The following is a 25,771-nucleotide window of genomic DNA, read 5'->3' as shown; positions in this document are numbered from 1 at the left end:
CCTTTTGCATGTATATAAACGGTAAATTGATAAGAGACCAATCTGCTTAGATTTAACTTAACACGATTGGTATGAATCGATTTATCTTACGCAGTGTAGCTGCAGTAAAAAGAGTAGTGTGATAGAAATGTCAAAAAGCGATTATTATGAAGTTCTCGGCGTGAGCAAAGATGCCAGCGAACGAGACATAAAAAAAGCGTATAAGCGCTTAGCGATGAAATATCATCCAGACCGTACAGCAGGCGATAAAGACCTTGAAACTAAATTTAAGGAAGTAAAAGATGCCTACGAAGTACTGACTGATCCGCAAAAACGTCAGATGTATGACCAATACGGCCATGCAGCCTTTGAACAAGGTGGCGGCGGCCATGGCGGTGGCTTCGGCGGCGGTCAGGGTGATTTTGGCGATATTTTCGGTGATGTGTTTGGAGATATCTTTGGTGGCGGCGGTGGTCGTCGTCAATCTCGTCAACAACGTGGTTCAGACTTACGTTACAATATGGATTTAAGTCTTGAAGAAGCGGTTCGTGGTAAAGACGTTGAGATTAAAGTTCCAACATGGGTAAGCTGTAAGCCGTGTGATGGCAGTGGTGCAAAAGCAGGTTCTAAACCAAAAACGTGTACTACTTGTCATGGTGCAGGGCAAGTACAAATGCGCCAAGGTTTCTTCGCGGTTCAGCAAACCTGTCCTACGTGTCAAGGTACGGGTCAAATTATTTCTGATCCTTGTGACAGCTGTCATGGTCAAGGTCGTGTAGAAAAAACTAAGACCTTATCAGTGAAAATTCCAGCTGGTGTTGATACCGGTGATCGTATTCGTTTATCTGGCGAAGGTGAAGCGGGTATGCATGGTGCGCCTGCAGGTGATTTATACGTACAAGTGTCTGTGCGCGAACACCCTATTTTCCAACGTGACGGTAATAACCTGTATTGTGAAGTACCTATTGGCTTCACAACAGCTGCACTTGGTGGCGAAATTGAAGTGCCAACACTAGATGGTCGCGCAAAGCTGAAGATTCCATCAGAAAGCCAAACGGGCAAAATGTTCCGTATGCGTGGCAAAGGTGTGAAGTCGGTTCGCAGTGGCGCACAAGGTGATTTGATCTGTAAAGTAGTTATTGAAACACCGGTGAATTTAAACGAACGTCAACGTGAGTTACTTGAAGAGCTTGAGCAAAGCATGGGTAAAGATGGTTCTAAAAACCGTCCAAAAGAAAAAGGTTTCTTTGACGGTGTAAAGAAATTCTTCGATGACCTAACTAAGTAACTTTAGTTAGATAGTAAGAAGGCGCTAATTAGCGCCTTTTTTTATTGGTAATTGCCTACTTTAGTGATCTAAGAATAGGTAGTTTTGCCAACTTTTCATTCTGATCAACACTTTACGCATCACTGAGACATGTTCGAAGTGTTCAGAATAAACAGCTACCTCAGTGCTTGTTCCTTGTGGAAGATGGTACTGGCTCATATCATCTGTAATTTTTAAGGTGACAATAGCGCGGCCTTGACGGGCAAAAAACTCACTGCCCATAAGTGTGCCTTGTGCTTGTACTTGTCCCTCACCAATAGCGGGTAACACATCGATTACTTCGCCCGCAAATGTTTTACCAGGAATTGCTTTAAAGATAAAATCAGCTTTATAGCCTGGTTCAAGTCTTAATAGCGAATTTTGTCTAAACGCAGCTACATAAACAGTGTCTTCTTTGTGCACAAAAGTCATTACCGGCCGTAGTGGCATAGGGACCGCAATCATCCCAGGACGTAATGTAAGTTGTGTAACATAGCCATCGGTTGGTGCATGTACGCGGGTGCTATCTAAGTTAAATTGTGCTTGCTCTAAATTAGCGCGAGCAGCAGCGATTTTGGTTTGTTCGCCGTTTATTTCTGATTCAAATGCCAGCTTCTGACGTAATTCTTCTGCTTGTGCTGCTTCATAACTTGCCTTTGCTGCTAAGTATACACCTAATTTATTATCAACTTGGCCTTTTGAGTAAGCACCGCTTTTTGCGCCTTTTTCATAGCGCTCGTATTCTTTCTTGCTGCGGTCATATTCAGCTTTAGCCATCAGAGCACTTGCTTGCGCTGATTTATAGGCCGCTTCCAAACCAAGAACTGACTGCTTTGCATCTTGTAAAGCCGCAATTGCTTGATTTAGTTTTGCTCGATACAAGGTGTCGTCTAGACGAAATAGTAAGTCACCTTTCTTAACTGGCTGATTTGGCTTCACTGCAACTTCTTCTACCGTGCCACGTACATTTGGCACAATCGGCGTTGTGACATAGGCACTGCTAGCCATATTTGAATGTGGGTGGTTATAGTTCATTAAAAGAATTAAAGCGCCAATCAGCACCACACCACCGAGTACTGCTGTGGGTACGGTCCATTTATTAAGCGGGATCTTAAAAACTTTAAATATGCCTATGCACAATGCGGTATATGTGAGTATTAATAACAAATCCATATTTTATTTCTCTTTATTATTCGATTGAGCATTAACCTGTGCTTGTAGTGCTGCGACTGTGGCTGTCAGACTAGCCACCTTCTCAGCTAAGTCTTCTTGTTCCTTTTGAATCTGGTTGAAGCCCCAACCGCGGTCATCACGCCATAATGTGGCCCAAACCCATAAAAATGGCCACAATACATGCAGTGTAAATAGGCTAACCCAGCCTGCATAATGGATAGCATCTTGATGAGGGTGATTACGTTTTTTCGCAATTTCGTAGGGAATATCGTGGATAGCGATTACACCATAAAATATTACAACCGTCACAAACACGAGCATGACTAGCGCAAAGTAGTCTAAAAACATGTACTTTCCTTTGTTTAACTTATAATCAATTTAATAATACGTGAAATTTATCTAATTCCTAGTCGGTATTTTCAGATTTAGTTAAGCACAACGTAGTAGTCTGTATCGGCAAGACAGCGACATAAAGTCACATCTTCTGAAAATGTTGTGCTTTGTATTTTACCTTTTTCTAAGCCAAGCGTATGGCATTTGCTTTGACAATTCATGTAGGCATTCCATGCGAGGTATTCGTTGCACACAAAATTAACTGCATACAAAAGGGTGAGTATGATGAATAATTGCTTGGCTAGATACAGCCCTGTGCGTCTAGACATACTTGTTACCTTGCCCAGGATTCATTATTCAAGTGTAGTTCAATTAGAGCCATTAAGTGCTTTTTGAAGTCGTTTTTCTATTGCCTTATGTTCCTTTTTCACGATATGTTTTATAAGTTACAGAAAATTAATCAGTTATAGGAAAATCAATGACGCCGGCTATAAACTTATTAAAAAAGAAAGGCATTAGTTTTGATGTGCTCAGCTATCAGCATGAGCCTTCACAACAACAGTTTGGCCTTGAAGCGGTTGAAAAATTGAATCTTCCTGCTGAGCAAGTATTTAAAACCTTAGTACTCGAAGATACAGAACATCAACTCTTAGTTGCTATTGTCCCTGTTAGTCAGCAAGTTAATTTGAAAATGTTGGCAAAGGCTGCGTGCGTTAAAAAAGTGCAAATGGCTCCACAACAGAAAGTCGAAAATACGACTGGTTATATTTTAGGTGGTGTAAGCCCACTTGGTCAGAAAAAACGTCTTGTGACCTATGTTCATGAATCTGCAAAAGAATTTGATGTTATGTATGTGTCGGCTGGTAAACGTGGTTTAGAAATTGCCCTGTCTCCGCAGGATCTTTGCAGTTTACTTAATGCTAAATTTGCTAATTTTTAGCAATGTATTTTTGGTAGGTTATGCCACCGGGTTGTGTAGTGAGGCGATAGATACTCACGCTTCATATGCCAACGAGTTGTGGGTGTTTGGCTGGCTATCGCAAGCGTACCAACCCCATAACGAGCATTGATGTTATCAAGGCACTGCATCAGTTTAGGGTTATCTATAGGTGCTTGAAATAAATCTGGTTGCTGAAACATTTGACTTGATAACTCAAGTGCACCCACACCACATTTGTAAAATTGCACACCAGGCTTATAGAGGTGTTTAAATATCTCGCTGATGGCATTCGCAAACACGCAGCTATCAGCTGTGGCGACACTGAACTCATAAATATAAGATTTTTTATAATAGTCGTCTTGATGAGGCGAGCTGGCGACAAACAGTAATAAGCGTTTAGTTTGTGAGCCTTGCGTACGCAGCTTTCTTGCCACAATAGTGCCGTGATTGATCAGTGCAGTTTTTAGCGCTGTGGCATCAGTGATACGTTCCCCAAAACTGCGGGTCGAGAAAATCTCTTTTTTGTCTTGGCGCACTTCATCCCACGCTAAACAACTTTTACCACGTAACTCGTTCACTGTTCGCTCTAGGACTATACTGAATAAACGTTTCATTTTTCGTGGCTCTTGCTCAGCTAAATCAAAAGCCGTATTTATATTTATTGCTTTAAGCTTTTTAGCTAAGCGTCTGCCAACTCCCCATACATCTTGTACATCCATCGCTTTTAAAATGGCTAACCGTGAAGGTTCCGAATCAATCACTGCAACGCCATCAAAGCCGGGTAGCTTTTTCGCTGCATGATTAGCCGCCTTAGCAAGGGTTGCTGTTGGGCCAAATCCAACACCGACTGGCAGCTTTGTTTCGCGCCACACGGTACGACGAATATCATGGCCATAACTATGCCAATCGTGAACAAAGCTGGTGAAACCTGTAAAGTTTAAAAATGACTCATCTATAGAGTATATATGTTGGTTATCGCAAAAGCGGCCAATTACATTCATCATCCGCTCGCTTAAATCGGCGTACAGCTCATAGTTAGATGAGCGGATCACTACTTGGTTATCTTCGAGTATTTTCTTTACTTGAAAATAAGGCTGAAACTTTGGAATAGCCAGCTTTCGTGCGATTGGACACACGGCACAAATACAGCCATCGTTATTGGTCAGTACAACGACAGGTTTACTGCGAATTGCTGGATCAAACACTTTTTCTGCGCTGGCATAAAAAGCTACGGCATCGACTAAGGCGTACATGATAATAACTCTTTACTACTGCGATGTAAGCGAATAGAGCGAGTGACCACGCCTTCTAGTTGAAATTCATCAGATTGACGTAGTTGCACTGCAGGGTATTTGGGCGATGCTGATAATAACTGTGCATTGTGTTTATCTAACAGTTTACAGACAAATAAACCATTTAGATTTGCCACAATTACATCGCCATTTTTAACGTCTTCGGCGCGATCAACCAGTAATAAGTCGCCATCAAAAATCCCCACACCTTGCATTGATTCGCCAGAAGCAATACCAATAAATGTTGCATCAGGGTGCTTAATCAATAGCTGATCTAATGATAAGCCTAGCTCTTTGTATTGTGCTGCCGGTGATTCAAAACCACACACGCCAGCTTCGATATAAATAGGAATAACACGCATAACAAAACCACTGTACTGTATATTTTCACAGTATAGTGGTTTGTGGTTATCTTGCCAATAAGATCACGGGGTGTTGTTATTGATATTTTCGATCATGGTTGTGGCAATAGCGATAAAATTACGTACTTGTTCATCAGTTAAACCTTGGCAAAGTTTGGCATCGACCTCTTGCTCTGCAACTTCTAAGCGCGAGAACAGGGCGTTACCTTGATCAGTAAACGATAAAATTAAACAGCGCTTGTCATTTTCGTCGGCACATTTATAGACCAGTTCAAGCTTTATAAGCTCTTTTACTAAGCGTGCTATTTGTGCTTTATCACGGCCTGTTTTGGCAACAATATCATTCGCGGTACAGTGCTGTGTTTGGGCAATAATATGTAAGCAGCGTACATGCAGAGCGTTAAGACCAAGCTCGTTTGCGTTAATTGCTTCTCGTACAGTGACACGATAACTTTGTGCCAGTGTAAATAAAGCAGAAGAAAGAGAAGTTTGTGACATGGCTTACCTAAATTATGCTAGTTGGTATTAGTTGACATAATCAACTAAAAGCGTATAGTTGACTATATCAACTATTGGGGCGTTGTGCAATTTAACCAGCTAGGAGACCAACATGGCTAGAAAAGTTCGTCGTGCAACTGTATTAAGTACTACGCGTATTTCCCCGCATCTACAAAGAATTGTCGTTGGATCAGATGAGTTTGCCGATTTCCCGCAAGACGCAAAAGGTGCGTACGTAAAAGTACTGCTACCTCACTCGGGTGAATCTAAGGTTGAACTTGATCTACAAGCTAAGCGTCCTGCATTAATGCGCTCTTATACTATTCGCAATATTCATCCTGTTAACGGTGCAATTACCCTCGACTTTGTAGTTAACCAGCACATAGGCGTGGCAAGCAACTGGGCACAAAATGCGGTAGTAGGCGACGAGGTAGGTATTGCAGGACCTGGGCCTAAAAAACTCACCGACTTAACTCAAACACATTATCTAATGTTGGCTGATTTAACTTCAGTGAATGCAATAAATGGCTATTTACAAGTATTACCGAAAGACGCAATTGTTGATGTCATTATTCACGTTGCAGATAAAGCCGATATCATCGAGCTTGAGCAAATTAAAGCTAACACTCAGCACAGCATTAAATGGCTAGTTACAAAAAAGCCTGAAACAGAACTACTCGATCAAGTAATACGATTTTGTGCAGGATATAACACACAACCTATGGTATTTATGGCATTGGAAGCAAGCTTAGTAAAATCTGTGCGCCGCTTAATAACAAACCGCTTTGCTGTTGACCATGAGCATATTGTTGCATCAGCATATTGGAAGCGAGGTATTGATGCCGATGGCCTAAAGGTGGAAAAACAGCAACAAAGTCGTGCTTAATTAGCATTTGAAAAATAGTCGTTCGCTCTCATTTACTAAATATAATGAGTTTAATTTTGGAGAGCGAATGTCTGACCTTACCAACACGCCTTTTTCATTGCTTGAGTTGAGCCCAATGAAAGAGCACGAAACAGTTTCGCAAACATTAGCTAATAGCGTTACTTATGCACAAACAGCTGACAGACTTGGCTTTAATCGGTTTTGGATGGCAGAGCACCATAATATGCGCGGTATTGTTTGCGCTGCAACCTCAGTACTGATTGGTCACATAGCAGGTAAAACCCAGAATATTCGCGTAGGTGCGGGTGGGGTGATGTTACCTAATCATCCACCGCTGGTGGTTGCTGAACAATTTGGTACTCTTGAAAGTTTATATCCCGGTCGAATTGATTTAGGGCTTGGCCGTGCTCCAGGCAGCGACCCAATTACCAGCCGTGCCTTGCGCCGAGACGAACAACGCGCTGAACACTTTAATGATGAAGTAACTGAGCTTCAAGGTTTGCTTGGCCCATACAAAGGTGATTCACCAGTACGTGCAATCCCAGGTGAAGACACGAATGTGCCTATCTGGTTACTTGGCTCAAGCCTTTATAGTGCACAATTAGCTGCTAAAAAAGGCTTACCATATGCATTTGCAGGACATTTTGCCCCGCGTTTTGTTGAAGATGCTATTGCATTATATCGCAGAGAGTTTCAACCATCCGAAGTGTTAGATAAGCCATACGTAATGCTGGGCTTACCTGTTGTAGCCGCTGACACAGATGAACAAGCACGATTTTTATCAACAACCGCGAAACAGCGCATTTTAGCACTTATGCGTGGTAAGCCGCTTTGGCTTAAAGAACCTGTAAAAAGCATGGATGGTTTATGGACAGCGCAAGAAAAAATGCAAGTAGAAAACTTTTTAGGACTTTCTGTCGTTGGTGATCAAGCGAGCGTTAAGCATAAGCTGAGTATGATTAAACAGACGCTACAGGTTGATGAGTTTATTTTTACTAATGACCTGTATGATTTGAGTGACAGACAACATGCGTTAGAAATATTAGCAGACATCATGAACTAATACAGTCAAACGAATGATGAAAAACATGATGCGTATAACGATTTATTATACGCATAAATTGGACTCTGACACTCATGCAATAAACGGTTTTATAGATTGAAACAATTTAATTATTCCGTTTTAAGGATTGAAATTAACTTTATACAATACATTTATAAACTATTACCCTAGGAAGGTGCACCGTGAAATCTCAAACAATTGCCGCAGTAGAACCCCAATCAAAAACAGCATTAATCGCTGAGGGTGGTGGGCAACGAGGGATTTTTACAGCAGGTGTGCTCGATGCATGGTTAGAAAACAATTACGATCCATTTGATTTATTCATTGGCACATCGGCAGGCTCACAAAATTTAACGAGTTATTTAGCGCGTCAAAAAGGCTATGCAAAACGTTTGATCAGAGGGCTTTCTCGTCATAAACGTTTTTTCCAACTTGGCCGTGGGCTGTTTGGTAAAAGCATTGTCGATCTTGATTGGTATTTTGATAAAACCAAAGAAGTAAACCGTGCCCTTGATTTTAAAACAGCAACGCAAAGCCTAGGCAATCGCGAACTATTGATCACAACTACTAATGCGGCTGACCGTAAACCTTATTACTTGAGCCCAAATGGTGAAGATATGCAATGGTTGGCACTGTTAAAAGCATCAAGCGCATTACCGTTTTTATATAAAGATGGGGTTAACTTAACTCCTTGGCTGACAACTAAAGCTGCGAACGATGCAATTATTCAGAGCTCTAATACTGATTTAGTTCATGATATGTATCTAGATGGTGGTTTAGCAGCTCCATTACCAGTAAAAGAAGCCTATAACCGGGGAGCCCGAGATATTGTGGTTATCCGCACTGTGGATGAAAACTTTCAAGTTCAGTCAGAGTGGATGAATAAGATAAAATCGATAGTACGTGTATCGGGTTATTGTCCTAAAACAATCGATTATTTAGTACAGCACGAACAAGCTTATCAAGATGAACTTGATTTTATTGCCAATCCTCCAAGTGATGCGCGGATCACGCAAATTTTTGCAGGCGATAAACTACGCAGTAAGCTACTTGGTAGTACAGACTATGATCTACGCTACGATCACAAATTGGGATTAGCGGCGGGTCGTGAATTTTTACAGCAACAACTGCTAAATTAGTCGGGCGTAAGTTCGGTTAATTAATCACATTGCCTACTTGAGATATTTGTAAATAGAGTTAAAGTGGTTAGCTATTCACTTTTTGTGATTTGTTATTCTATAAGAAAAATAAAGGCTTGCCATGTTTAACACTTTGGTATCGACAATCAATGGTCTTCTCTGGGGAGAAGGCCAAATTCTTATCTATATTCTTCTGTTTGCCGGAATCTGGTTTTCGGTGCGACTTAAAGCGATTCAATTGGTTAAATTTAGCCATATGTTTAGCCTATTAAAGACGAGTAGCAGCACAGATAAAAACTCAATCAGCTCGTTTCAAGCCTTATGTACTGGTCTTTCAGCCCGTGTTGGTACTGGTAACCTTGCTGGGGTTGCCGTTGCTATTTCATTAGGTGGCAGCGGAGCAATATTTTGGATGTGGGTGATTGCCATTTTGGGCATGGCCACAGGCTTTGCCGAAAGTGTACTTGGGCAAGTGTACAAAGTAAGAGATGCTAATGGCGAATTTAGGGGCGGGCCAGCTTATTATATTCAACAAGGGTTAGGTAGTAGGGCGCTTGCGGTGAGTTTTGCCTTTTGCTTGTTTCTTGGGTATGGCTTTACGTTCAGTGCTATGCAGACTAATACAATTACTGATGCTCTCAATTACGCATTTGAAATTCCAACATTGTATTCAGGTATTGTGATCACAATACTAGCAGGCTCAATTATTTTAGGTGGTTTTAAAGCGATCGCCCGCTTTGCTGAGCGAATTGTGCCAGTAATGGGCATTTTATTTGTGCTAGCCGCTATCATTATCACCTTGCTTAATATTGGTAAAGTGCCCGAGATGATTGAAGATATCTTACTTTCAGCCTTTGGCTTACAAGAAGCTGGAGCCGGGGCTATGGGCGCAGCAATAAAAAATGGCATTCAGCGTGGCCTATACTCTAATGAAGCTGGCGCCGGTAGTGTACCGCATGCATCAGGCTGCGCATCGCCAGTTCCGAATCATCCGGTCACTCAAGGCTATATTCAAATGCTTGGGGTGTTTTTTGACACCATTGTATTGTGTAGTTGTACTGCGGTAATTATTCTACTGGCTGATATTGATATAAGCGGCGAAATGGAAGGAATACGCTTAACTCAATCTGCAATGACAGCGCATATGGCTGCTGGTGGCATTTACTTTGTAGCGGCTGCGATTTGTTTATTTGCGTTTACTTCTGTGGTTGCAAATTATGCCTATGCAGAAAGTAACCTACATTTATTTAAGCTTGATAATAAACTTGGCCGTGGCATTTACACCTGTTTATATTTATCAATGATGATTTGGGGAGCTTCAGCAACTATTAAACAAGTGTGGGATCTGGCAGACATTGCTTTAGGTTTAATGACAGTGGTGAATGTAATCGCTATTATACGCTTAACGCCAACCATCTTATCTGTGACAAAAGACTATCATAGTCAACGTGAAGCAGGGCAAGAACCGAGCTTTGATTCTGAAAAAGTGCAGGTTCAAGGTCAAACAGAGCAAGGAATTTGGCGCAAATAATCTAAAACAATAACGAGCAAAGTAACCATGATAGATATTTACGCAGGGCCAAGTGCTGCAAAAGTTATTCAAGAGCAAGGCCTATCTGCAGATTTGTTTAATACCTTTTTAGGGGCAAGCGGCGGGCCAAAGTGGTTTACTTTATTTGGTCTGGATAAATATCTATTTGGTGAATTTTTTAAAGACCGTAGCACACCTTTAAACTTATTAGGGTCAAGCGCTGGCGCGTTTAGATCTGCCTGTTTTGCACAAAACGATCCTGTTGCTGCTATATCAAGATTAGCAAAGTCATATTCTGAAACACGTTATTCATCCAATAAAGCAAAGCCTGAAGAAATAACAACAAAAGCCCGAGAGTTGTTACGCTATGTGTTTGCCGAAAAAGGCATTCAAGAAATTATTAATAACCCAATTTTTAAAGCCCACTTTATAGTTGCAAAATCGAATGGATTTACAGCATCAGAAAACAAAGTAATGCAATTAATGGGTTTATCAAAAAGCTACTTACTAAACAGAATGAATAGACGTTTTTTAAGTAAGCAATACGAGCGTTATGTGTTTCAGCCTGCTGATAGTAAGTTATCATTTTCAGATAACAATACTTTTAATACCCATACTATAGAGTTAAACGAAGATAACTTACCGGATGCTTTACTTGCTTCGGGCTCTATTCCATTAGTAATGCAAGGCATTAAAAATATAACAGGAACACCGCCTGGTATGTATCGCGATGGTGGTATCATCGATTATCACTTTGACTTAAATATACATAATGATGGGCTTATTCTATATCCACATTTTAATAGCAGCCCTAAAGCAGGGTGGTTTGACAAAAGCTTAAAGCGCGGTATAACCTCAAGTAACTATGATAAGGTGGTGATGATCACCCCATCAGCTGACTTTGTTGCTTCATTACCCTATGGCAAAATCCCTGATCGTAAGGATTTTACTGAGCTTGATGCAGATACACGGATAAAATATTGGCAGCAGGTATTCAAAGAAACCGAACGGCTAGCAGATGCTTTTGATGCAGTGTGTACTAAAACGCACACACCGAAAGTAAACCTTATCAATTAAAATAAAACATTGATAGCCGTTATTTAAACTGATTAATCAGCGCAGTCTGCTCAGTAACTTTACTGAGTAACGCTTCGCATAACTGCTGTGAAGTATGGCCAAGCTCAGTACATTTATGAGCAAAATCTTGTGCTGCGGTTAGGTTTGTAGCAATAACCTGACTCGCAGTCAGTTGCTCATTCATAGCATGAGCTATAATACTATTGAGCTCACTTAATTTTATTGATTGTGCTTTTATGTGGTCCAAACTATCACCGCTTTGATGTGCAAGCTCTACACTTTTAGCTGACAAGTTTAGCCCGTCTTTCATGGCAACTTGGGCTTCCTTTGAAGCATGAGTAAGTTGATTCAATACATTGTTTATCTCTTCTGTTGATTGTTGAGTTCGTGAGGCCAGTGCACGTACTTCACCTGCAACAACCGCAAAACCTCGGCCATGATCACCCGCTCTGGCAGCTTCAATAGCCGCATTTAAGGCAAGTAAATTAGTTTGATCAGCAATAGCGTTTATCTCAGATAAAATTGCCACAATATGTTGATTACCTTCTATTAAGTTTTCTAATTGGCTACTAGCTGTCTTAAGCTTTTTATCAAGCTCGCTGATTGAGTTTATGGTTTGCTTGACCGCAAGTGAGCCTTCTTCGGTTGCTTGATTAGACTTTTCGGCAGCTTGATTAGATTTTTTAGTACTTGAAGATAGTTCATTAATAGACGCGGTCATTTGTTCTGTTGCGACAACAATTTGAGAAACTTCATCCGTTTGTTTATTTAAAAGCTCAGTAACATTATGGCCGGACTCTGCACACTGCTGAGCATTTTGATTAACGCCCATGGTCACATCATTAACACGGCCAACGACAGCCTTTAATTTAGCTTGTTGCATCTCTAAAGCAAGATTTAAAAAACCAGAAAGATCATTGGTACCAGAATAGAGGTAAGCCATTAAAGGATTATCGTATACTTGTTTTGCTTTACTGATCAGCGCTAAGTATTTTTGACGCCAAAAATACATGAGCCCATTAGCTGATGCTAAGAGCAGTACAAGTAAACAGTTAAAAATATCGAATCTAGAACTAAATACGCCAGCCAGCGAACCTAAAAAACTAATGAGTAATAGGGCACTTATGTAAAGAGTGGCATCGAACTTTGCCGCAGTAGCATGGGATTTTTGATTATCGTTTATTTTAGCGTATTCCGCTGTTGCTCTTTGTACAACATCATCGCTTTGCTTGGTTCTTACAGATTGAAACTCAACAGTACGACCACTTTTATCTTTAATTGGTGTTACAAAGGCATTCACCCAATAGTAATTACCATTTTTACAACGATTTTTAACGGGCCCCATCCAAGATTGACCATTTTTAAGGTGTGTCCATAAATCAGCAAAAGCAAGTTTTGGCATGTCTGAGTGGCGAACGAGGTTATGAGGCTTACCCTCCATTTCATCAAGTGTATAGCCAGCTATCTTACAAAATTCATCATTGGCATAAGTAATAAAGCTTTGTAAATCTGTAGTCGATAATAGGATGTCAGATTCAGAAAATTTAACTTCGGTATCGGTTTTAATTCTATGTTTCACGTCAAAATCATCCAAGTACAGCTTTGGTTTCAGAAAGTTAAATTAGCGTTTAACAAAACAACCTAAAATCAAAAAGAAAGTTAGTGCTAAATTAGCTACTAATGTTTATAAACAATTTAGCGATAAATTCATGAAAAAAAACTAGGAAAATTCCGGTTTTATGTTACAAAAGTTAATATTATTTAACTAAGAAAAGTTAGGAAGATGGGTTAAAAGTTGGCTAAAATTGTAAATTTAGTGCCATTTCCAACCTCAGAGTGACAGCTGATTGTACCTTTTAGCTTCTGAACGATAAGATTATAAACAATATTCATTCCAAGGCCACTACCGCCAGCCCCACGTTTAGTCGTGTAGAAAGGTTCAAATATCTTACTTTGTACTTCTTTAGTTATGCCTTTGCCATTATCTTGAAAATCAACTCTAAGTTTTGAGCCTTCAAGCTCTGCAGTAATCGTTATCTGACCTTCTTGTGTATCTTCAAAGCCATGTATTAAAGAATTTAAAATAAGATTGGTGAATATATGTGCGATAACACCAGGGTCAACCTTGATCACTAAGTCATCGCTACAATCAATTTGGATAGTATGATGACCCTTTTTAAGAGCAGGAGATAAACTGCTGACTAAATCGGTTAAATATTCTTTTAGATTGATTTCACGCTCTTCATCGTTACTCGTATCAACAGCGACTAGTTTAAAGTTAGCGACAAGTTCGGCAGCTCTATTTAAATTACGGTATACAATAGAACCTGCTTGGTTAATATTTGCAATACTAGAGACAAATTCTTTACGCGTGAGAGTTTGTGCTTCAAATGCAACGCGTAGCTGTTCTATTAATTCAAGCAGATTTGAAGAGGCTGTGACACTCACACCTAAAGGGGTATTAAGTTCATGGGCAACACCTGCAACTAAGCGACCTAGTGAAGCCATTTTTTCTGATTCGACTAAATGATTTTGCGTTTGTTTTAATTGCTTTCGTGATTTTTCTAAATCATTAGTTCGGGCAACAACCTTTTCTTCCATTTGGCTATAAAGGACTGAATTTTCGATTGAGATTGCCATTTGACCAATCAATAAATTAAGCATATCTAGATGGTTTTGGCCAAAGGCATCAGTTGTGAGTTCATTCTCTAAATAGACAATGCTGTTGATTCGATTCTTGTAGATAAGTGGTAAGCATAAAATAGATTTTGGTTGATGCTTCTCAATGTAAGGGTCGTTGGTGAAAACCGAATCGACAGACACATTACCAATTAAAGCCATACTTTGTGTTCGAATCACATACCGGATAACACTGGCAGGTATATCAGTAGATTTAGAGTAAGGTAAAGGTTCAAACTGGAAATTTGGCTCATTCAAAATACCAATATTTTCTACCCACCATTTTGAATTTTTCTTAAGTAACAAAGCAACTTTTGAGGCACCAGAAAACTCCATAACAATGGCAATTAATTTATTCATTAACTTATCTATAACCATTTCTTCTGAAAGTACATTAGCTGCCTGCATCATGGAATTAAGCGCAATTGAACTAGTCGACACTTCTATCGATGAATTACTGGTTAAAACAGGTATCTCATCGTTTGGTAATGATGAGTTTGCCGCCTTAACATTGACTGATAAATGATTATAAATAGTCTGAGAAATTTGCTGATGGTGCATGACATATTCAAGTTTACTTTGCTTCACTAGGTAATTTGCGAGTAACTCATTTGCTAATGCCTCAATCAGTTTGTAATCGGCTGCTTTAGCAAGCTCGATTGCTTGATGGTAAAGATCAAATACCTCATAGAAAGGTTGGTTATTCAAACTTGCTAATTCAGCCTCTATCAATTTTACCTTATGAAGGAAGTTATCTTCACAAGAGTCACTCCAAGTTTTCAAGCGTTCAAACATGTGCTTAAACATGTCCTGATATTTACTAGAATCTAAATAAGTTTCTGGTTTAGCGAGCAGAATTAAACATGAATAAAAATAGGCTTCAGGTGTTTTTATTTGTCCTGGCACACCCATTGGGATGATATGAATATGCTCTATAATTGCTAGAGCTTCGTCATATAGGCCAATTAAATAGAGCGCTCTGATTTTTGCATAGTAATACCAAGCTTGAATAATCGGTGAGTCTTTGGCATAAAGTTGGTGCTCCTGTTCATTAAAAACATCACAGTTAAAGCTATTATGGCTATCACATTTATCCATTAAGTGCAGTAATGGTACATATGCGCCAGGTATAAAAAAGCTTTTAGTTGATTCTTCATTTTTTTCTTTTAAAAAACTTAAGTACTTATTGGCCTCAGTTAAAACATCAGTGAAGGGCAGGCCTTCTATTATTAAGTTTGAAATAATATTAACTGCTGCATAGCTAGCGTATGTCCAATCACCAGCCTGACAACTGAATTGATAGCTTTGCCGAAAACTTTTGGTAGAAAAAGAAAGGTGATTACTCCAATGACAAATCGTTAAGCCGTACATAAAGTACACTTTGCCGCGTAACGCTAGGTTTGGGTAGTTATCAGCGATTTTTAGTGCAACTTTGCCAAATTCATCCGCTTTTTTGAATTCATTTAGCCTATTAACACAAACAAAACCATAAAGAATATAAGCAAAGGCAGATTGTTCACACCTACCATGCTCAAGGCAAAGGCTACACATTTTTACTGATGCCCATTGAACAACATCCTCATCTGATAATAAATATGCGGTGATCCAAAGGCTGGTCAGAATATCGAGTAATAATAAAATTTGTTCATCTTCTAAGTCATTAGAATCATAGAGACTATCAATAGAGTGCTGTGCAAGGTATGTATCTATTAGCATGATTTCGTTAACGATTTGAGCATCTAAATTCTCTAACTCAGAAGGCGGGGTTAAATTTAATACTTTTAACGCTAGATATTGTGTATCTAGTGCTTCTTGATAGAGTCCTTGTTGGTGGAAATCATCCATTTTCACCAGCAGTACGCGCGCATGATCTAAATCTGTATGTTTGTATTTTAATAATAGACTATAAAATTCATCGGATTCATTATATTTATTTAAAATACAATTAACTTTACATAACAACAGTAAGGTCTCAAACGTTACACTATAGTTAACTTTAAAATGCTCTATCTTTAATAACCTCTTAGCAAAGCTAAGATAATTATAAGAGGAGCTATAAGCCGCCGAGTCAAACGCTTTTTTTGCGGCTAAATAATTAATTTCAATAACTTGCTTTATTTCAAGAGGATTACATATAAGCTCTATTGCTTTATTAAATTGGTTTGCTAGATCAAATAAGCTTTTATCTAGAATGTTATTGTTAAGTGCATACTGATAAAGCAGTCTGGCAATATTAATATGAACTTGCTGACGCTCATTTTCAGGGATGAGTGAGTAGGCGGCTTGCTGCACACGGTCATGTAAAAATTTTAATTGCACATTTTCATTAACGGCCACTTGTGAAGGAATGACATGTGAAATAGATTGCGGAGTTAATATAAGTTCTCTATCAATAGCAGGGATCAAATTATTAATTATCTGCTTGGCTGTGTATTGATTATCAGAAAGCGCTACCAACATATTAGTGTCGAATGTATTACTAACACTTGCAGCATACTTAAGTAAATCACAGGCATGATCTGGTAGCTCATTAATTTTACCTGCCATAAAATCAACAACATTATCGGTGATGTTTTCTGCCAAAATAGTTTCTTTATCCCAGCACCAACAATCTTTTTCTAGGTTGTGATATAGCAGACCTTTCTCATACAACTCTGTCGTAAATTGTAAAACAAAAAAGGGGTTTCCTAATGTCTTCTTGAATATGAGTTCACTTAAAGGAAGACATTCTATTTCAGGGGTATTTATTGTGTCACTGATTAGAGTATTTATTACATCTTGTGGTAAGTTATTCAAAAAAGCCTGGTTTACAGGTACATTTTTATCTTTAATTTCGGTAATGAATTTAGTGAATGGGTGTTGGTAATCAACCTCATTATCTCGAAATGCTTGTATTATTAATAAATGATGTAATTGTAAATTATCAAATAAAGATGCTAATAACTCTAAAGATGCTAAGTCAGCCCATTGCATATCATCTAAAAATAAAATGAAAGGGCGGTTTCTACTACAAATGGCAGTCATAAGGCTTAGAAATAAACTGTGTAACAGACTTTTATCTATATTTTTTTTCTCTATATCTATATCTTTAATTTTCAGAATTAGGTTTAAGTCAGAGATTATGTTACACAAATATACTGCTTTATCAGTGAGGTGGTTGTTAAAAATATCACGCCAAAGAATTAATTCATCATTAGGTTCTGTTAAAATGTAACGACAAAATTTATTTAAGGCATCAGTGATGGCAGAATAAGGGATATTTCTCTGATACTGATCATACTTACCAGAACTAAAATATCCATACTCTCCAGTCATTGGTTTATAGACTTCTTTCACCAGAGCAGACTTTCCGACACCAGAATAACCAGATACTAAAAATATTTCACAACTACCTTGGGCGACACGCTCAAAAGACTGCAACAAATCAGCTATTTCTTTTTTACGACCATATAACTTCTGCGGAATATTAAATTGCTCTGATGCTGAGAAGTTTACATTTGGTAATTCAAAATTAGTGAGTGATGGATCATTCTCAAACCGAGCTGAAATTAGTTGCAAATCTTTTGCTAACCCCCAAGCTGATTGATAACGATCTTCTGCATTTTTTTGAAGTAGCTTACTAATAACATCAGCAATAACTTTTGGAATGTTTGTATTAATTTTATTAACTGGCACAACTTTTTTAGCTATATGACAGTGCACAAGTGCTAGTTGATCCTGTTCACTAAAAGGAGGTTTACTAGTTAGCATTTCATAAAAACTGGCGCCTAAAGAATAAAGATCACTGCGGCAATCTATTTTTCGATTAATACGCCCGGTTTGTTCTGGTGATAAATAAGCGAGGGTACCCTCTAAAACTGCCGGGCTAGTTAAGTTTTGTGAAGACTTCGAAAGAGAGGTCGCAATATGTAAACCAAATAATTTAAAGCTAAATAAATCATCACTAATCAAAATGTGATGGGGGTTAATATCTTTATGAATTAATTTTTTAGAGTGCAAATAATTGACCGTTTCTGAGAGCTTAACAGCTAATGGCAGAAAATCATTTACCGAAATAGTCGCTTTTTGTAAAAGTTTAGAAAGAAGCTTGGCAGGAAAATATTCATAAATGATGGCTGTACAGTCATCTTCGTTAATGAAATTAATAGGTTTTAAAATATTAGGATGGTCTAATTTATCTGAAAATGCATGCTCAAGTAAAAGCTTGTTTATTGTATCTTTGTCTCTACTTACTTCTTTTAGTGACTTTATAAGGACCAAGTCACCATTTTTTAGTGACTTAGCGCTATGAAGTAAGAAGTAACCACTATTGTCGATACAATCAACTAAACTATATCCTGGAATCGGCAAGAGAACTCCTTACTAAAAAAGATACAAGCTACTATATAGCTACTACTAATTTAGTATAGTCAAAACTTACCTATCTTCCATCTTATTTATTAGGCTGATTCATTTGTTAAATCAACATATTAGTTTATATAAAACAACTAGTTCACATAAAGTTTTATACAATCTAATCACGTAATATGAAATCACTCTGGCAGGGGGCTTCACCAGGTCTTTGATCTAAATTTGTGTTAGGGCAATTTTTAGTAAAAAATAACGCTTCTTCTAGAGAGTTCATTTGGCTGCAGTATTGTCGGCCATCACACTCATATTTTGCCTTCTCGTAATCAGAAATTGTGATGTCACGATTATGGCTGTACTTTGATTTTACAGGATCAATAATTTTTATTTTTATCGCTTCCTTCGGTGAGATACCACCATAATTCACCGCATAATGATCCCATGCAAAATAGCCAATGATGATAATTAGAAAAAATTTCCTCATTATAAATCCTTGTTATTATTGTTTAGACTAAAGTGAAGAGCGAATAGGCTCTGAGGCAGTAAGCCATATGTACAATACAGTAGCCGTACTATAATAAGGTGAAGAGATAATACTAAGTAAAATTAGAGGCTTATAAGTTAAATGTGAAATTTCTGATAGGTTAGATAAATCTAAAGTTTGAACTTAATAGATGTTCCGAGTATTTAATTATTAGAAATACTGTCTTTGTAAAACAAACTGAAGGTATCTTCTTAAGATATGAAATGTTAGGGCTTACAGGTAAACCTATTAAATACTACCCATAAATTACGTTATGTTAAATTTAGCTATATCCGACATTTTGTCGGCATTTCCCTTTACGCAATAAAATTGTATTCTAACCCCCGTTTTCATACGTTTTACTCTACCAGCGTTCAATCAATTAAATTAATTGAATGTTCGGGGTTCAATCGAAAAAAATCATCAAACTTTCTTCCGCGCAGACGCCGTAACATAACAACGTCAAAGGAAATTTAGGGAAATGACTGATTTTAAACAACTGCTTTTTCGTGCTGGATTTATGAATTTCGGCAAATTAGACCGCAAAGCGACAATGGCCTTTTTATTGTTAAAATCCGAGCGAACATTAGAACGCTGGATTTCGACTAATAACCCATGCCCGCGCGCGGTCGCTATGCTGGAATCACGTATAAACGGGGGATTTACGTATCATAAATCGTGGGACGGTTTTTATATTTGTCGTGATGGGTATTTATGGACTCCACGCGGCAAACGCTATGACGCAAGCGTTATCAATAAAATTGATTTTATGCAACGTGCTGTCAGGTATAGCGAATCGGAAACCGAATCACTTAAACAGCAAATTGCTTATTTACATGATTTAGTTGAAGCCAGTGAAACGCTTAAGGCGATTGGTTCAGACTTAATCAAAATGGGCGACCAGTTAGCAATCAAGGATGTGGTTTTAAAATACGGTGACAAGAAAACCGCTTAATAAAAAGCCCGCTGCAATAGCGGGCTATTTTTTTGGGTTTGTACCCTTTAGAAGAATAAGCACTCTACCCTAATGCTTCTGCTAATGCATCAACTAATTCATTATCAAGTGTGTTATCTGACTTTTCAGCTAAGTGTTTAGCTGTTGCCAAGCATACACGCTTAATAAATGCTTCTGTTAAAAGTTTAACTGCCAGGTATTTACCAACCGTTGCTAACATAGTTTTTCCTCTAGTTTCTTGATGCGTTCATCTTGTTTATTGATGATGACTTTAAGCCAGTTAATGTCGTTTTTAAGTGTCGCTACAGTGGCAATAAAACCGCCAACCTGAACACCGATAACAATGATTGTATTTGCGTCCATAACTACACCTTATCGACTGTGGCGACTGATTCGGGGCTTACTTCAAGCCCGATTAATACCTCATATTGTGGTTTTAACCTTAAGTCGTTATCAAAAATGTGATTAAGCAAATCTTCATGCTTATCGTGAAGCAATGTGATTGCTTGCAGCCAGCGCAAATCAGTTACCTTGTTACTAAAATCAAGCTTTTCGGGGTTTAGGTAAAAGCCCGCTTTCGGGTATTTGATGTAATTGCTGTCGTTAATGAAAAACTGAATTTCAGCAAGCGCCTTGCTCACTGGTTTTGTCATTGGTGCGATAGTTTCGCGCCCTCGAATAACGATTTGTGAATACGCATAGTAACCACCGAGCAGTAACAGGATTGTTGACCAGTTGCGATCTAAGAATTTAGCCATAGAACCCCCAAACAAAACCTTGTTGAATTTGGTCGGCGGTGTATGGGTTTTGCCCGTTTTCTAGGTAAATCATTGCCGCCAATACTGCCGGATAATCGGATTCATTAAGCGTCTTATCCTCCGGTATACCTGTATTATCACTAACAAAATTAATATAACTTTGAGAGTTATTTTCGCTTGGTGGTGCAAAGCGATTAATAATGTTTTCAATGGTTTTAATGCCGTACTTGTTGCGGTAGGTGCGCAAAATGCGCGCCCCTGCCCTTATGCCATGCCCCGCCGTTTCAAACACCATGAAACGCCCATCATTGCCGACCTTACCAAGCCAGCTTTCGCCCGTATCTTCGATATTCAGCGGATTATTATTGCGAATACCACGCGGCTTTTCGGCTGTACTTGATGGAATCATTGCCACACCAAGCGCGGCAAGCGTTGCTAATAAAACGTGTGATTTTTTCATTAGAACGACTCCTTAAGCACACGGAACAGCGCTTTAGGTTTTGATAAGTCAGGCGTTAAACCAAACTTAAGTAAACCACTGTTTTCTGTGGAGTCATTCACCCATGCAACAAGCTCATTCCCCACGATATCAAACATGCCATAAAGTCGGTCGCAAAATACCCGGCTATGCGTGTAAGCAATGCTGTATGTGGCAAAGTTATCCTCTGATATATAGATTTTATCGTCCTTGATAACGAGTATTGCGTCACCTACCGCCGCCACTGCTTTTGGTGATGCTACAAAGGCACCAACATCTATAACTTGCCCCGACTCACGAACCCACACTTTCGCAGCTGTATTACTCGTAAAACAAACGTACTTATTTGAAAAAACGGGTTTATCAACCACGCCCGTTGGTTGGTCAATAATTTTAATGCTCAGTGTCGCGAGCTCGTCGTCGGAATAATACCAATCCTCCCCAATCGCGACCCAGATGCGCCCGTCAATTTCATCACGGTACAACTTGCTTGCAGCTGATGCGCCTTTTAATGCTGCATCAACACCATCACGAACAGTGAACACGCCATCTTTGTAATAGTGAATTTCTGAATTTCCGCTCGAAAAATCAACGCTAATTAATACACCGCCGTCACTTTCTACGCAACCGTAAGGTGTAGCGCTATCCAGCACTTTTGCATGTGGGTTTTCTAAATCTGCAATTAAGTTCCCGTCAAAATCCAACACCTTAAACGTTGCTGATGTATTGGTTAGAAATACTTTACCGTCATACACACATGCTGAGTTGTATTTGTGAGCGATTGATTTAATTTCGCCCGTTTCAAGGTTGACAAGCTTTGAATCGTTCGCCTGATTTTTAAATAACATTTTGTTATCGAAGACAACCCAATCACGACACTCATTATCACCAAGCACTTCTATACTTTGCTGCGTATCAATATCAAGGATTAAATCAGGCTTATCGTTAATGTAAGCATGTAGCGGCGCGGCTGAATCGTGGTTGTAAATAGCACCCTGCGCAACATAAATCCCATTCTGATTGTCCACACCCTCACCACCTACCCAAAAACCACTACTAGAAAGTGATACTTTCGCACCGCTTTGTGATGGGTCATAAGGTAAAATTTGCTGTGACAAACCATAATGTTCCGCTATAAATGACGCGGCTTTATTTGGCTTTGTGCTTAGTGCGTCATAGCTTAATTTGTGTTGAGATACCCAAATTTCGAGTTTTTGCTCAACCTCACTTGTGATTTGAATCAACGAGAACGGGCGCACTGTTTGCAAATCAAACCCTGCCCGCACTTCTGTATCGAGTAAAACTTCAACACCCTCAGTTGCGCGAATTCGAAGCTTACCTTCACAGTTCATCACCTTGATAAACATACCTTTTGTGTTTATATCATTTACTTCATTTGGTTTTAAAAACTTTGTGATAAACATTATTTACGCCCCCAAAACATAGCAACAATGGCAATACCACCTAAGCCGATAACAATATATTTCATGGTTTCATTTGTGCTGATAGCGAGCTGCTGACCGTCAGAGCGTGATGCGTTATCTGCAAACTGTAATGCTTGCTTATGCGCCAATAACGTTTGGTCGCCCGCATCTTGGTAAGCGTCACTTGCTGCAGCGATTGCATTAGCTGCCAAACCGCCTGTTACATCAGCAAAGCTACCTGCAAAATCACGCGCCAGATTGCTTGCGTTATCTGCCGTGTAATACGCTAAATCAGCCATGTTGTTATTGGAATCTCGAACAACTGCGGCGTTTGCTTCGATTGCGTTGTTTGCAAAGGCTGTATTGTTGCCATGCATTGATTCAGCTAATTGCGCAACGCCACGCGCTAAGTCGCTGTTTTCTTTTACGGTTGATTCAGCAAGGTAATTTTGCGCCGCAATAGAATCACGCGCTAGATTGCTTTGCGCTGCAATAGAGTCACGCGCAATACCATCACCAAACGTAAAGGCATCTTTTAGCGTATTACCCATTTCGCCCATTGCGGTCGTTGCAAAATCAAGTACACCTTCACCCGCTCCCGCTACGATATTCATTGCATCGTAAGAAAGGCCCATTGCGTTTCGTGTTGTATCTTGCATTGCGGTCACTGAGTCGCGGCCTAGTGCGTTTGATAATTCAAGCGAATCACGCCCAAAATTCAGCGCGTCCGCCGTTGTGCCCTGCATTGCATCAAGTGAATCGCGGTTAACATCGCGACCATAATCAAATGCATCGCTTGCCATGTTACCGACTGTGGTTGTCATTTCTGACTGGTTGCCCGCCATATCTCCCCAAATAGAGACAAGGCCATCAACAAGACCGCCGTCAGTGGTGGTGATGTTATACGAGTTACCATCACCAACGGTCATAAACCCTGTATTATCACCTTGTACGCCGAGTGACGTACTGGTGTTGTTAGTTTGTTGTGAGCTGTTAGAGCGTGACTTACTACCCATTTAGCGCCATCCTATAAACTTTATAACCGCCATCAGCGGTATCTAATAAATTGAAGTTGCAGTGTTTTAAAAGTCGGGTGAGTGCTGGGCGCTGTGTGTAAAAGTCGATTGCGTTTAACCTTAATCGCTTTGCTAATTCAATCACCACGTAAGACGCTCTTTTTAGCTCTTTACCTTCTGCGCATACGACCGTTAACGCTTGACCATCTACACGTAAAACAAAAAAGACACCGTAAATTTTCACAAATCTAGCGATGCCCTTTTGAATTTCCGACTTTATGCACTCAAAATCAGCGGGCGAGCCTGCCGCCCGCTTGATTTGGTGTAGCTGCGCCGACTTGCAAAACTCAATCATTTTTTGAAAAGCAAGATTGCTGCAATCGCAATCGCACCGATAATCATCAATTGATTGTTATTGCTTGAGCCGAAGTTGATAGAGCCACCTTGAAAGCCAATATTTGCTTTTTGGTCGCCCGTACCTGAGCTTGCAGCGCTTGAGTTACTGGCACTCATGCCGCCCGCGCCGCCCATTACTCAGCCGCCTGTCGCTTGCGCATAAAATCACGCACTTTTTCAGCGACAATTGCACCAACAGCCGCAACAGCCACACCGTAAGCAAATGCTTTTAAACCTTTTTTACTCATGACTTAGCCACCTTTAAAAGAACGGCAACAGCCAGTAAGCCACCAAAAGCCATGATTACTTGCTTTTGCGGAAAGCCAAACACCATCACTTCTTGTTGGCCTTGCTGTGCTGTTGCATTGCGAGGTACATCAACAAGCGTTGCCGCGCCATTATCTAGTTCGGGCGTGTATTCATTTTCAACACGCGCCGCGCCAGTGGCTTTTTTTGCTGCTTGAATCTGCTCGTACTGACCATAGAGGTTCATTGCATTTGCGAGGGCGTTATTAACGCCACCCGTAAAATTACCCCATATGCTCGAATTTTCTGGCGGCATAACTGCTGTGTGTTGAACCATATTTTCAACTGGAACACTTACCGCGCTGCCAAAACTACCGACCATACAGCCCCCTTAGAACGTGCTTTTCGCGAAGTCATCAAAGTAATGAACAACAATCTCAGCTTGTCCTGCTGAATCAGCTTCGATACGTAAGCGCATATCATTGATAGCAGGGTCAAGCATTAATGCGCCGAACACGTCACCGTCATTCATTAGGTCGATTGCGTATGTATCAGCCTGTGGAACACGACCGCCTTGCTTCAGGATAAGTGAGTGTAATTCGGCTGGGATTTTGTCACGCCATTTCACGTTGTTAACCAAAAATTCAGTGCTAGTAACGCCTGCTTTTTTGATTTCAATCAGTGCAATGTATGAACCTTTAGGGCGCGGTAAGTTTTCGATTTCGTTAACACCTTCCGCGATGTTGTAACGAAATGTGCGGCGCTTGAACAACCAACCAGGTGCAGACGCTGTCGATTTTTCGGCAAACGCTTTAATATCGGGCGCTGTTGCTGCTTGGTCAATATCAAACTTGATTTGAGCAAGGCTTAAACCTGTTGTGCCAAGACCAAAGAAACGCTGTTCAACCAGTGTTGGTTTTAATGCGCTTTTGATTTCAGGGCGCACGAAATGCAACGTTGTTAAACCAGCCACTTTTTGACGAGCGTAATAGTCATTTTCTTTGATTAAATCGGCAAGTGTTGACCATTCAGTTAAAAGTCGACCGTTAAGCTCAAGGCGCACGTTTTTAATTTGCTCGGCGGTTACGCCAGCATATTTAAAGTGGATTTTGTCATATGTGTGACCGATTGGCAGAGTAAGCGAAGCAGTGCCGCCCGCTGATACACCAGTAAGATTATTTAGGGGTGAATGTTCGCGCATCGCTACCCCCTTAACCTAAAATTGTACGTTTAATTGAACGCAGAGCGCGCACATTTGAAAGCAACGCTAATGCACCTAGCGTGATACCTACAGGAATTAAATTTGATTTGTTAAACATGGTTTGCACCTATTTAGTTAATTAACGAACTTGTCGTGTGAAAATTCGTTA

At 39.8% G+C, this 25,771-nt stretch carries 26 protein-coding genes and 1 pseudogene; 8 read left to right on the top strand and 19 right to left on the bottom strand.

Annotated features, from left to right (window positions below; all coding sequences use genetic code 11):
* Positions 1 to 127 precede the first annotated feature (127 nt).
* On the top strand, positions 128 to 1,267 hold the full coding sequence (dnaJ, locus tag EVU92_RS17260) for a molecular chaperone DnaJ (RefSeq protein ID WP_130052404.1): 1,140 nt from the start codon (positions 128 to 130) through the stop codon (positions 1,265 to 1,267).
* Between the two features lie 60 nt (positions 1,268 to 1,327).
* Here the strand turns inward: dnaJ and EVU92_RS17255 are convergent, their stop codons facing one another.
* From EVU92_RS17255 to EVU92_RS17245, 3 genes are all read right to left on the bottom strand, one after another.
* On the bottom strand, positions 1,328 to 2,458 hold the full coding sequence (locus EVU92_RS17255; RefSeq protein ID WP_130052403.1) for an HlyD family secretion protein: 1,131 nt from the start codon (positions 2,456 to 2,458) through the stop codon (positions 1,328 to 1,330).
* Positions 2,459 to 2,461: 3 nt separating this feature from the next.
* Positions 2,462 to 2,806: a DUF3302 domain-containing protein gene (locus EVU92_RS17250; RefSeq protein WP_063703726.1), complete on the bottom strand. Its 345-nt coding sequence runs from the start codon at positions 2,804 to 2,806 to the stop codon at positions 2,462 to 2,464.
* A gap of 77 nt (positions 2,807 to 2,883) precedes the next feature.
* Complete coding sequence (locus EVU92_RS17245) at positions 2,884 to 3,120, bottom strand: hypothetical protein (protein WP_130052402.1); 237 nt, start codon at positions 3,118 to 3,120, stop codon at positions 2,884 to 2,886.
* A 149-nt stretch (positions 3,121 to 3,269) separates the two neighbouring features.
* Between EVU92_RS17245 and ybaK the strand changes: the two genes are divergently transcribed.
* Positions 3,270 to 3,731: a Cys-tRNA(Pro) deacylase gene (gene ybaK, locus EVU92_RS17240; RefSeq protein WP_130052401.1), complete on the top strand. Its 462-nt coding sequence runs from the start codon at positions 3,270 to 3,272 to the stop codon at positions 3,729 to 3,731.
* On the opposite strand, the gene EVU92_RS17235 is transcribed toward ybaK, so the two are convergent.
* The 3 genes from EVU92_RS17235 to EVU92_RS17225 form a co-directional block, all read right to left on the bottom strand.
* On the bottom strand, positions 3,728 to 4,984 hold the full coding sequence (locus EVU92_RS17235) for a Y-family DNA polymerase (RefSeq protein ID WP_130052400.1): 1,257 nt from the start codon (positions 4,982 to 4,984) through the stop codon (positions 3,728 to 3,730). The two genes, ybaK and EVU92_RS17235, sit on opposite strands and share 4 nt — an antisense overlap.
* Positions 4,972 to 5,385 carry a translesion error-prone DNA polymerase V autoproteolytic subunit gene (gene umuD / locus EVU92_RS17230; protein ID WP_130052399.1) on the bottom strand — a complete coding sequence of 138 codons (414 nt, stop codon included), beginning with the start codon at positions 5,383 to 5,385 and terminating at the stop codon, positions 4,972 to 4,974. The genes EVU92_RS17235 and umuD overlap by 13 nt, the downstream gene beginning before the upstream one ends.
* 63 nt (positions 5,386 to 5,448) lie before the next feature.
* Positions 5,449 to 5,883, bottom strand: a complete 435-nt coding sequence (locus EVU92_RS17225) for a MarR family transcriptional regulator (RefSeq protein WP_130052398.1) — start codon at positions 5,881 to 5,883, stop codon at positions 5,449 to 5,451.
* 112 nt (positions 5,884 to 5,995) lie between these two features.
* Between EVU92_RS17225 and EVU92_RS17220 the strand changes: the two genes are divergently transcribed.
* The 5 genes from EVU92_RS17220 to EVU92_RS17200 all read left to right on the top strand — a co-directional run bounded on the left by EVU92_RS17220 (position 5,996) and on the right by EVU92_RS17200 (position 11,579).
* Positions 5,996 to 6,769, top strand: coding sequence for a siderophore-interacting protein (locus tag EVU92_RS17220; protein WP_130052397.1), 774 nt, complete (start codon positions 5,996 to 5,998; stop codon positions 6,767 to 6,769).
* A 67-nt stretch (positions 6,770 to 6,836) separates the two neighbouring features.
* Complete coding sequence (locus EVU92_RS17215; RefSeq protein WP_130052396.1) at positions 6,837 to 7,832, top strand: LLM class flavin-dependent oxidoreductase; 996 nt, start codon at positions 6,837 to 6,839, stop codon at positions 7,830 to 7,832.
* Positions 7,833 to 8,014: 182 nt separating this feature from the next.
* The gene (locus EVU92_RS17210; RefSeq protein WP_130052395.1) at positions 8,015 to 8,971 is read left to right on the top strand and encodes a patatin family protein; all 957 of its coding nucleotides are present in this window, start codon (positions 8,015 to 8,017) and stop codon (positions 8,969 to 8,971) included.
* Between the two features lie 121 nt (positions 8,972 to 9,092).
* On the top strand, positions 9,093 to 10,502 hold the full coding sequence (locus tag EVU92_RS17205) for an alanine/glycine:cation symporter family protein (protein ID WP_130052394.1): 1,410 nt from the start codon (positions 9,093 to 9,095) through the stop codon (positions 10,500 to 10,502).
* A 27-nt stretch (positions 10,503 to 10,529) separates the two neighbouring features.
* On the top strand, positions 10,530 to 11,579 hold the full coding sequence (locus EVU92_RS17200) for a patatin-like phospholipase family protein (RefSeq protein ID WP_130052393.1): 1,050 nt from the start codon (positions 10,530 to 10,532) through the stop codon (positions 11,577 to 11,579).
* A 19-nt stretch (positions 11,580 to 11,598) separates the two neighbouring features.
* Here the strand turns inward: EVU92_RS17200 and EVU92_RS17195 are convergent, their stop codons facing one another.
* The 3 genes and pseudogenes from EVU92_RS17195 to EVU92_RS21855 all read right to left on the bottom strand — a co-directional run.
* Positions 11,599 to 13,158, bottom strand: coding sequence for a methyl-accepting chemotaxis protein (locus EVU92_RS17195; protein WP_130052392.1), 1,560 nt, complete (start codon positions 13,156 to 13,158; stop codon positions 11,599 to 11,601).
* Between the two features lie 209 nt (positions 13,159 to 13,367).
* Positions 13,368 to 18,608: an AAA family ATPase gene (locus tag EVU92_RS17190; RefSeq protein WP_130052391.1), complete on the bottom strand. Its 5,241-nt coding sequence runs from the start codon at positions 18,606 to 18,608 to the stop codon at positions 13,368 to 13,370.
* A 163-nt stretch (positions 18,609 to 18,771) separates the two neighbouring features.
* A pseudogene (locus EVU92_RS21855) lies at positions 18,772 to 18,918 on the bottom strand (cold shock domain-containing protein); the annotation flags it as partial.
* Between the two features lie 691 nt (positions 18,919 to 19,609).
* On the opposite strand from EVU92_RS21855, the gene EVU92_RS17180 reads away from it, so the two are divergent.
* On the top strand, positions 19,610 to 20,083 hold the full coding sequence (locus EVU92_RS17180) for a DUF3653 domain-containing protein (protein ID WP_130052389.1): 474 nt from the start codon (positions 19,610 to 19,612) through the stop codon (positions 20,081 to 20,083).
* 64 nt (positions 20,084 to 20,147) lie between these two features.
* Here EVU92_RS17180 and EVU92_RS21635 read toward each other — a convergent pair whose 3' ends face one another.
* The 10 genes from EVU92_RS21635 to EVU92_RS17140 form a co-directional block, all read right to left on the bottom strand.
* The gene (locus tag EVU92_RS21635) at positions 20,148 to 20,303 is read right to left on the bottom strand and encodes a hypothetical protein (protein ID WP_168990035.1); all 156 of its coding nucleotides are present in this window, start codon (positions 20,301 to 20,303) and stop codon (positions 20,148 to 20,150) included.
* Positions 20,297 to 20,446, bottom strand: coding sequence for a hypothetical protein (locus EVU92_RS21630; protein WP_168990034.1), 150 nt, complete (start codon positions 20,444 to 20,446; stop codon positions 20,297 to 20,299). The genes EVU92_RS21635 and EVU92_RS21630 overlap by 7 nt, the downstream gene beginning before the upstream one ends.
* 2 nt (positions 20,447 to 20,448) lie before the next feature.
* Positions 20,449 to 20,841 (bottom strand): hypothetical protein, encoded by a 393-nt coding sequence (locus tag EVU92_RS17175; protein ID WP_130052388.1) that lies wholly within the window; start codon positions 20,839 to 20,841, stop codon positions 20,449 to 20,451.
* On the bottom strand, positions 20,834 to 21,301 hold the full coding sequence (locus EVU92_RS17170; RefSeq protein ID WP_130052387.1) for a virion protein: 468 nt from the start codon (positions 21,299 to 21,301) through the stop codon (positions 20,834 to 20,836). Before EVU92_RS17170 ends, EVU92_RS17175 begins: the two co-directional genes overlap by 8 nt.
* Complete coding sequence (locus EVU92_RS17165; protein WP_130052386.1) at positions 21,301 to 22,743, bottom strand: hypothetical protein; 1,443 nt, start codon at positions 22,741 to 22,743, stop codon at positions 21,301 to 21,303. Before EVU92_RS17165 ends, EVU92_RS17170 begins: the two co-directional genes overlap by 1 nt.
* Positions 22,743 to 23,759, bottom strand: coding sequence for a hypothetical protein (locus EVU92_RS17160; protein ID WP_130052385.1), 1,017 nt, complete (start codon positions 23,757 to 23,759; stop codon positions 22,743 to 22,745). The genes EVU92_RS17165 and EVU92_RS17160 overlap by 1 nt, the downstream gene beginning before the upstream one ends.
* Positions 23,752 to 24,003, bottom strand: coding sequence for a hypothetical protein (locus tag EVU92_RS17155; RefSeq protein ID WP_130052384.1), 252 nt, complete (start codon positions 24,001 to 24,003; stop codon positions 23,752 to 23,754). The genes EVU92_RS17160 and EVU92_RS17155 overlap by 8 nt, the downstream gene beginning before the upstream one ends.
* A 107-nt stretch (positions 24,004 to 24,110) precedes the next feature.
* Positions 24,111 to 24,290 (bottom strand): hypothetical protein, encoded by a 180-nt coding sequence (locus tag EVU92_RS17150; RefSeq protein WP_130052383.1) that lies wholly within the window; start codon positions 24,288 to 24,290, stop codon positions 24,111 to 24,113.
* 109 nt (positions 24,291 to 24,399) lie between these two features.
* Positions 24,400 to 24,783 (bottom strand): hypothetical protein, encoded by a 384-nt coding sequence (locus tag EVU92_RS17145; RefSeq protein ID WP_130052382.1) that lies wholly within the window; start codon positions 24,781 to 24,783, stop codon positions 24,400 to 24,402.
* Between the two features lie 9 nt (positions 24,784 to 24,792).
* A complete protein-coding gene (locus tag EVU92_RS17140) occupies positions 24,793 to 25,602 on the bottom strand; it encodes a major capsid protein P2 (protein ID WP_130052381.1) in 810 nt (269 codons plus the stop codon).
* Positions 25,603 to 25,771 lie beyond the last annotated feature (169 nt).

Origin of the sequence: Pseudoalteromonas sp. MEBiC 03485 (assembly GCF_004195145.1) — a bacterium.
GTDB lineage: Bacteria > Pseudomonadota > Gammaproteobacteria > Enterobacterales > Alteromonadaceae > Pseudoalteromonas > Pseudoalteromonas apostichopi.
This window is presented reverse-complemented; position numbering and strand designations above follow the sequence as displayed.

Excerpts from the sequence above, each read along its gene's own strand:
- EVU92_RS17205 (WP_130052394.1), top strand. The coding sequence starts at position 9,093 with ATGTTTAACACTTTGGTATCGACAATCAATGGTCTTCTCTGGGGAGAA.
- EVU92_RS17215 (WP_130052396.1), top strand. The coding sequence starts at position 6,837 with ATGTCTGACCTTACCAACACGCCTTTTTCATTGCTTGAGTTGAGCCCA.
- EVU92_RS17225 (WP_130052398.1), bottom strand. The coding sequence starts at position 5,883 with ATGTCACAAACTTCTCTTTCTTCTGCTTTATTTACACTGGCACAAAGT.
- EVU92_RS17250 (WP_063703726.1), bottom strand. The coding sequence starts at position 2,806 with ATGTTTTTAGACTACTTTGCGCTAGTCATGCTCGTGTTTGTGACGGTT.
- EVU92_RS17165 (WP_130052386.1), bottom strand. The coding sequence starts at position 22,743 with ATGTTTATCACAAAGTTTTTAAAACCAAATGAAGTAAATGATATAAAC.
- EVU92_RS17150 (WP_130052383.1), bottom strand. The coding sequence starts at position 24,290 with ATGGGCGGCGCGGGCGGCATGAGTGCCAGTAACTCAAGCGCTGCAAGC.
- ybaK (WP_130052401.1), top strand. The coding sequence starts at position 3,270 with ATGACGCCGGCTATAAACTTATTAAAAAAGAAAGGCATTAGTTTTGAT.
- EVU92_RS17140 (WP_130052381.1), bottom strand. The coding sequence starts at position 25,602 with ATGCGCGAACATTCACCCCTAAATAATCTTACTGGTGTATCAGCGGGC.
- EVU92_RS17180 (WP_130052389.1), top strand. The coding sequence starts at position 19,610 with ATGACTGATTTTAAACAACTGCTTTTTCGTGCTGGATTTATGAATTTC.
- EVU92_RS17160 (WP_130052385.1), bottom strand. The coding sequence starts at position 23,759 with ATGGGTAGTAAGTCACGCTCTAACAGCTCACAACAAACTAACAACACC.
- EVU92_RS17200 (WP_130052393.1), top strand. The coding sequence starts at position 10,530 with ATGATAGATATTTACGCAGGGCCAAGTGCTGCAAAAGTTATTCAAGAG.
- EVU92_RS17255 (WP_130052403.1), bottom strand. The coding sequence starts at position 2,458 with ATGGATTTGTTATTAATACTCACATATACCGCATTGTGCATAGGCATA.
- dnaJ (WP_130052404.1), top strand. The coding sequence starts at position 128 with ATGTCAAAAAGCGATTATTATGAAGTTCTCGGCGTGAGCAAAGATGCC.
- EVU92_RS21635 (WP_168990035.1), bottom strand. The coding sequence starts at position 20,303 with ATGTTAGCAACGGTTGGTAAATACCTGGCAGTTAAACTTTTAACAGAA.
- EVU92_RS17235 (WP_130052400.1), bottom strand. The coding sequence starts at position 4,984 with ATGTACGCCTTAGTCGATGCCGTAGCTTTTTATGCCAGCGCAGAAAAA.
- EVU92_RS17175 (WP_130052388.1), bottom strand. The coding sequence starts at position 20,841 with ATGGCTAAATTCTTAGATCGCAACTGGTCAACAATCCTGTTACTGCTC.
- EVU92_RS17220 (WP_130052397.1), top strand. The coding sequence starts at position 5,996 with ATGGCTAGAAAAGTTCGTCGTGCAACTGTATTAAGTACTACGCGTATT.
- EVU92_RS17170 (WP_130052387.1), bottom strand. The coding sequence starts at position 21,301 with ATGAAAAAATCACACGTTTTATTAGCAACGCTTGCCGCGCTTGGTGTG.
- EVU92_RS17145 (WP_130052382.1), bottom strand. The coding sequence starts at position 24,783 with ATGGTCGGTAGTTTTGGCAGCGCGGTAAGTGTTCCAGTTGAAAATATG.
- umuD (WP_130052399.1), bottom strand. The coding sequence starts at position 5,385 with ATGCGTGTTATTCCTATTTATATCGAAGCTGGCGTGTGTGGTTTTGAA.
- EVU92_RS21630 (WP_168990034.1), bottom strand. The coding sequence starts at position 20,446 with ATGGACGCAAATACAATCATTGTTATCGGTGTTCAGGTTGGCGGTTTT.
- EVU92_RS17245 (WP_130052402.1), bottom strand. The coding sequence starts at position 3,120 with ATGTCTAGACGCACAGGGCTGTATCTAGCCAAGCAATTATTCATCATA.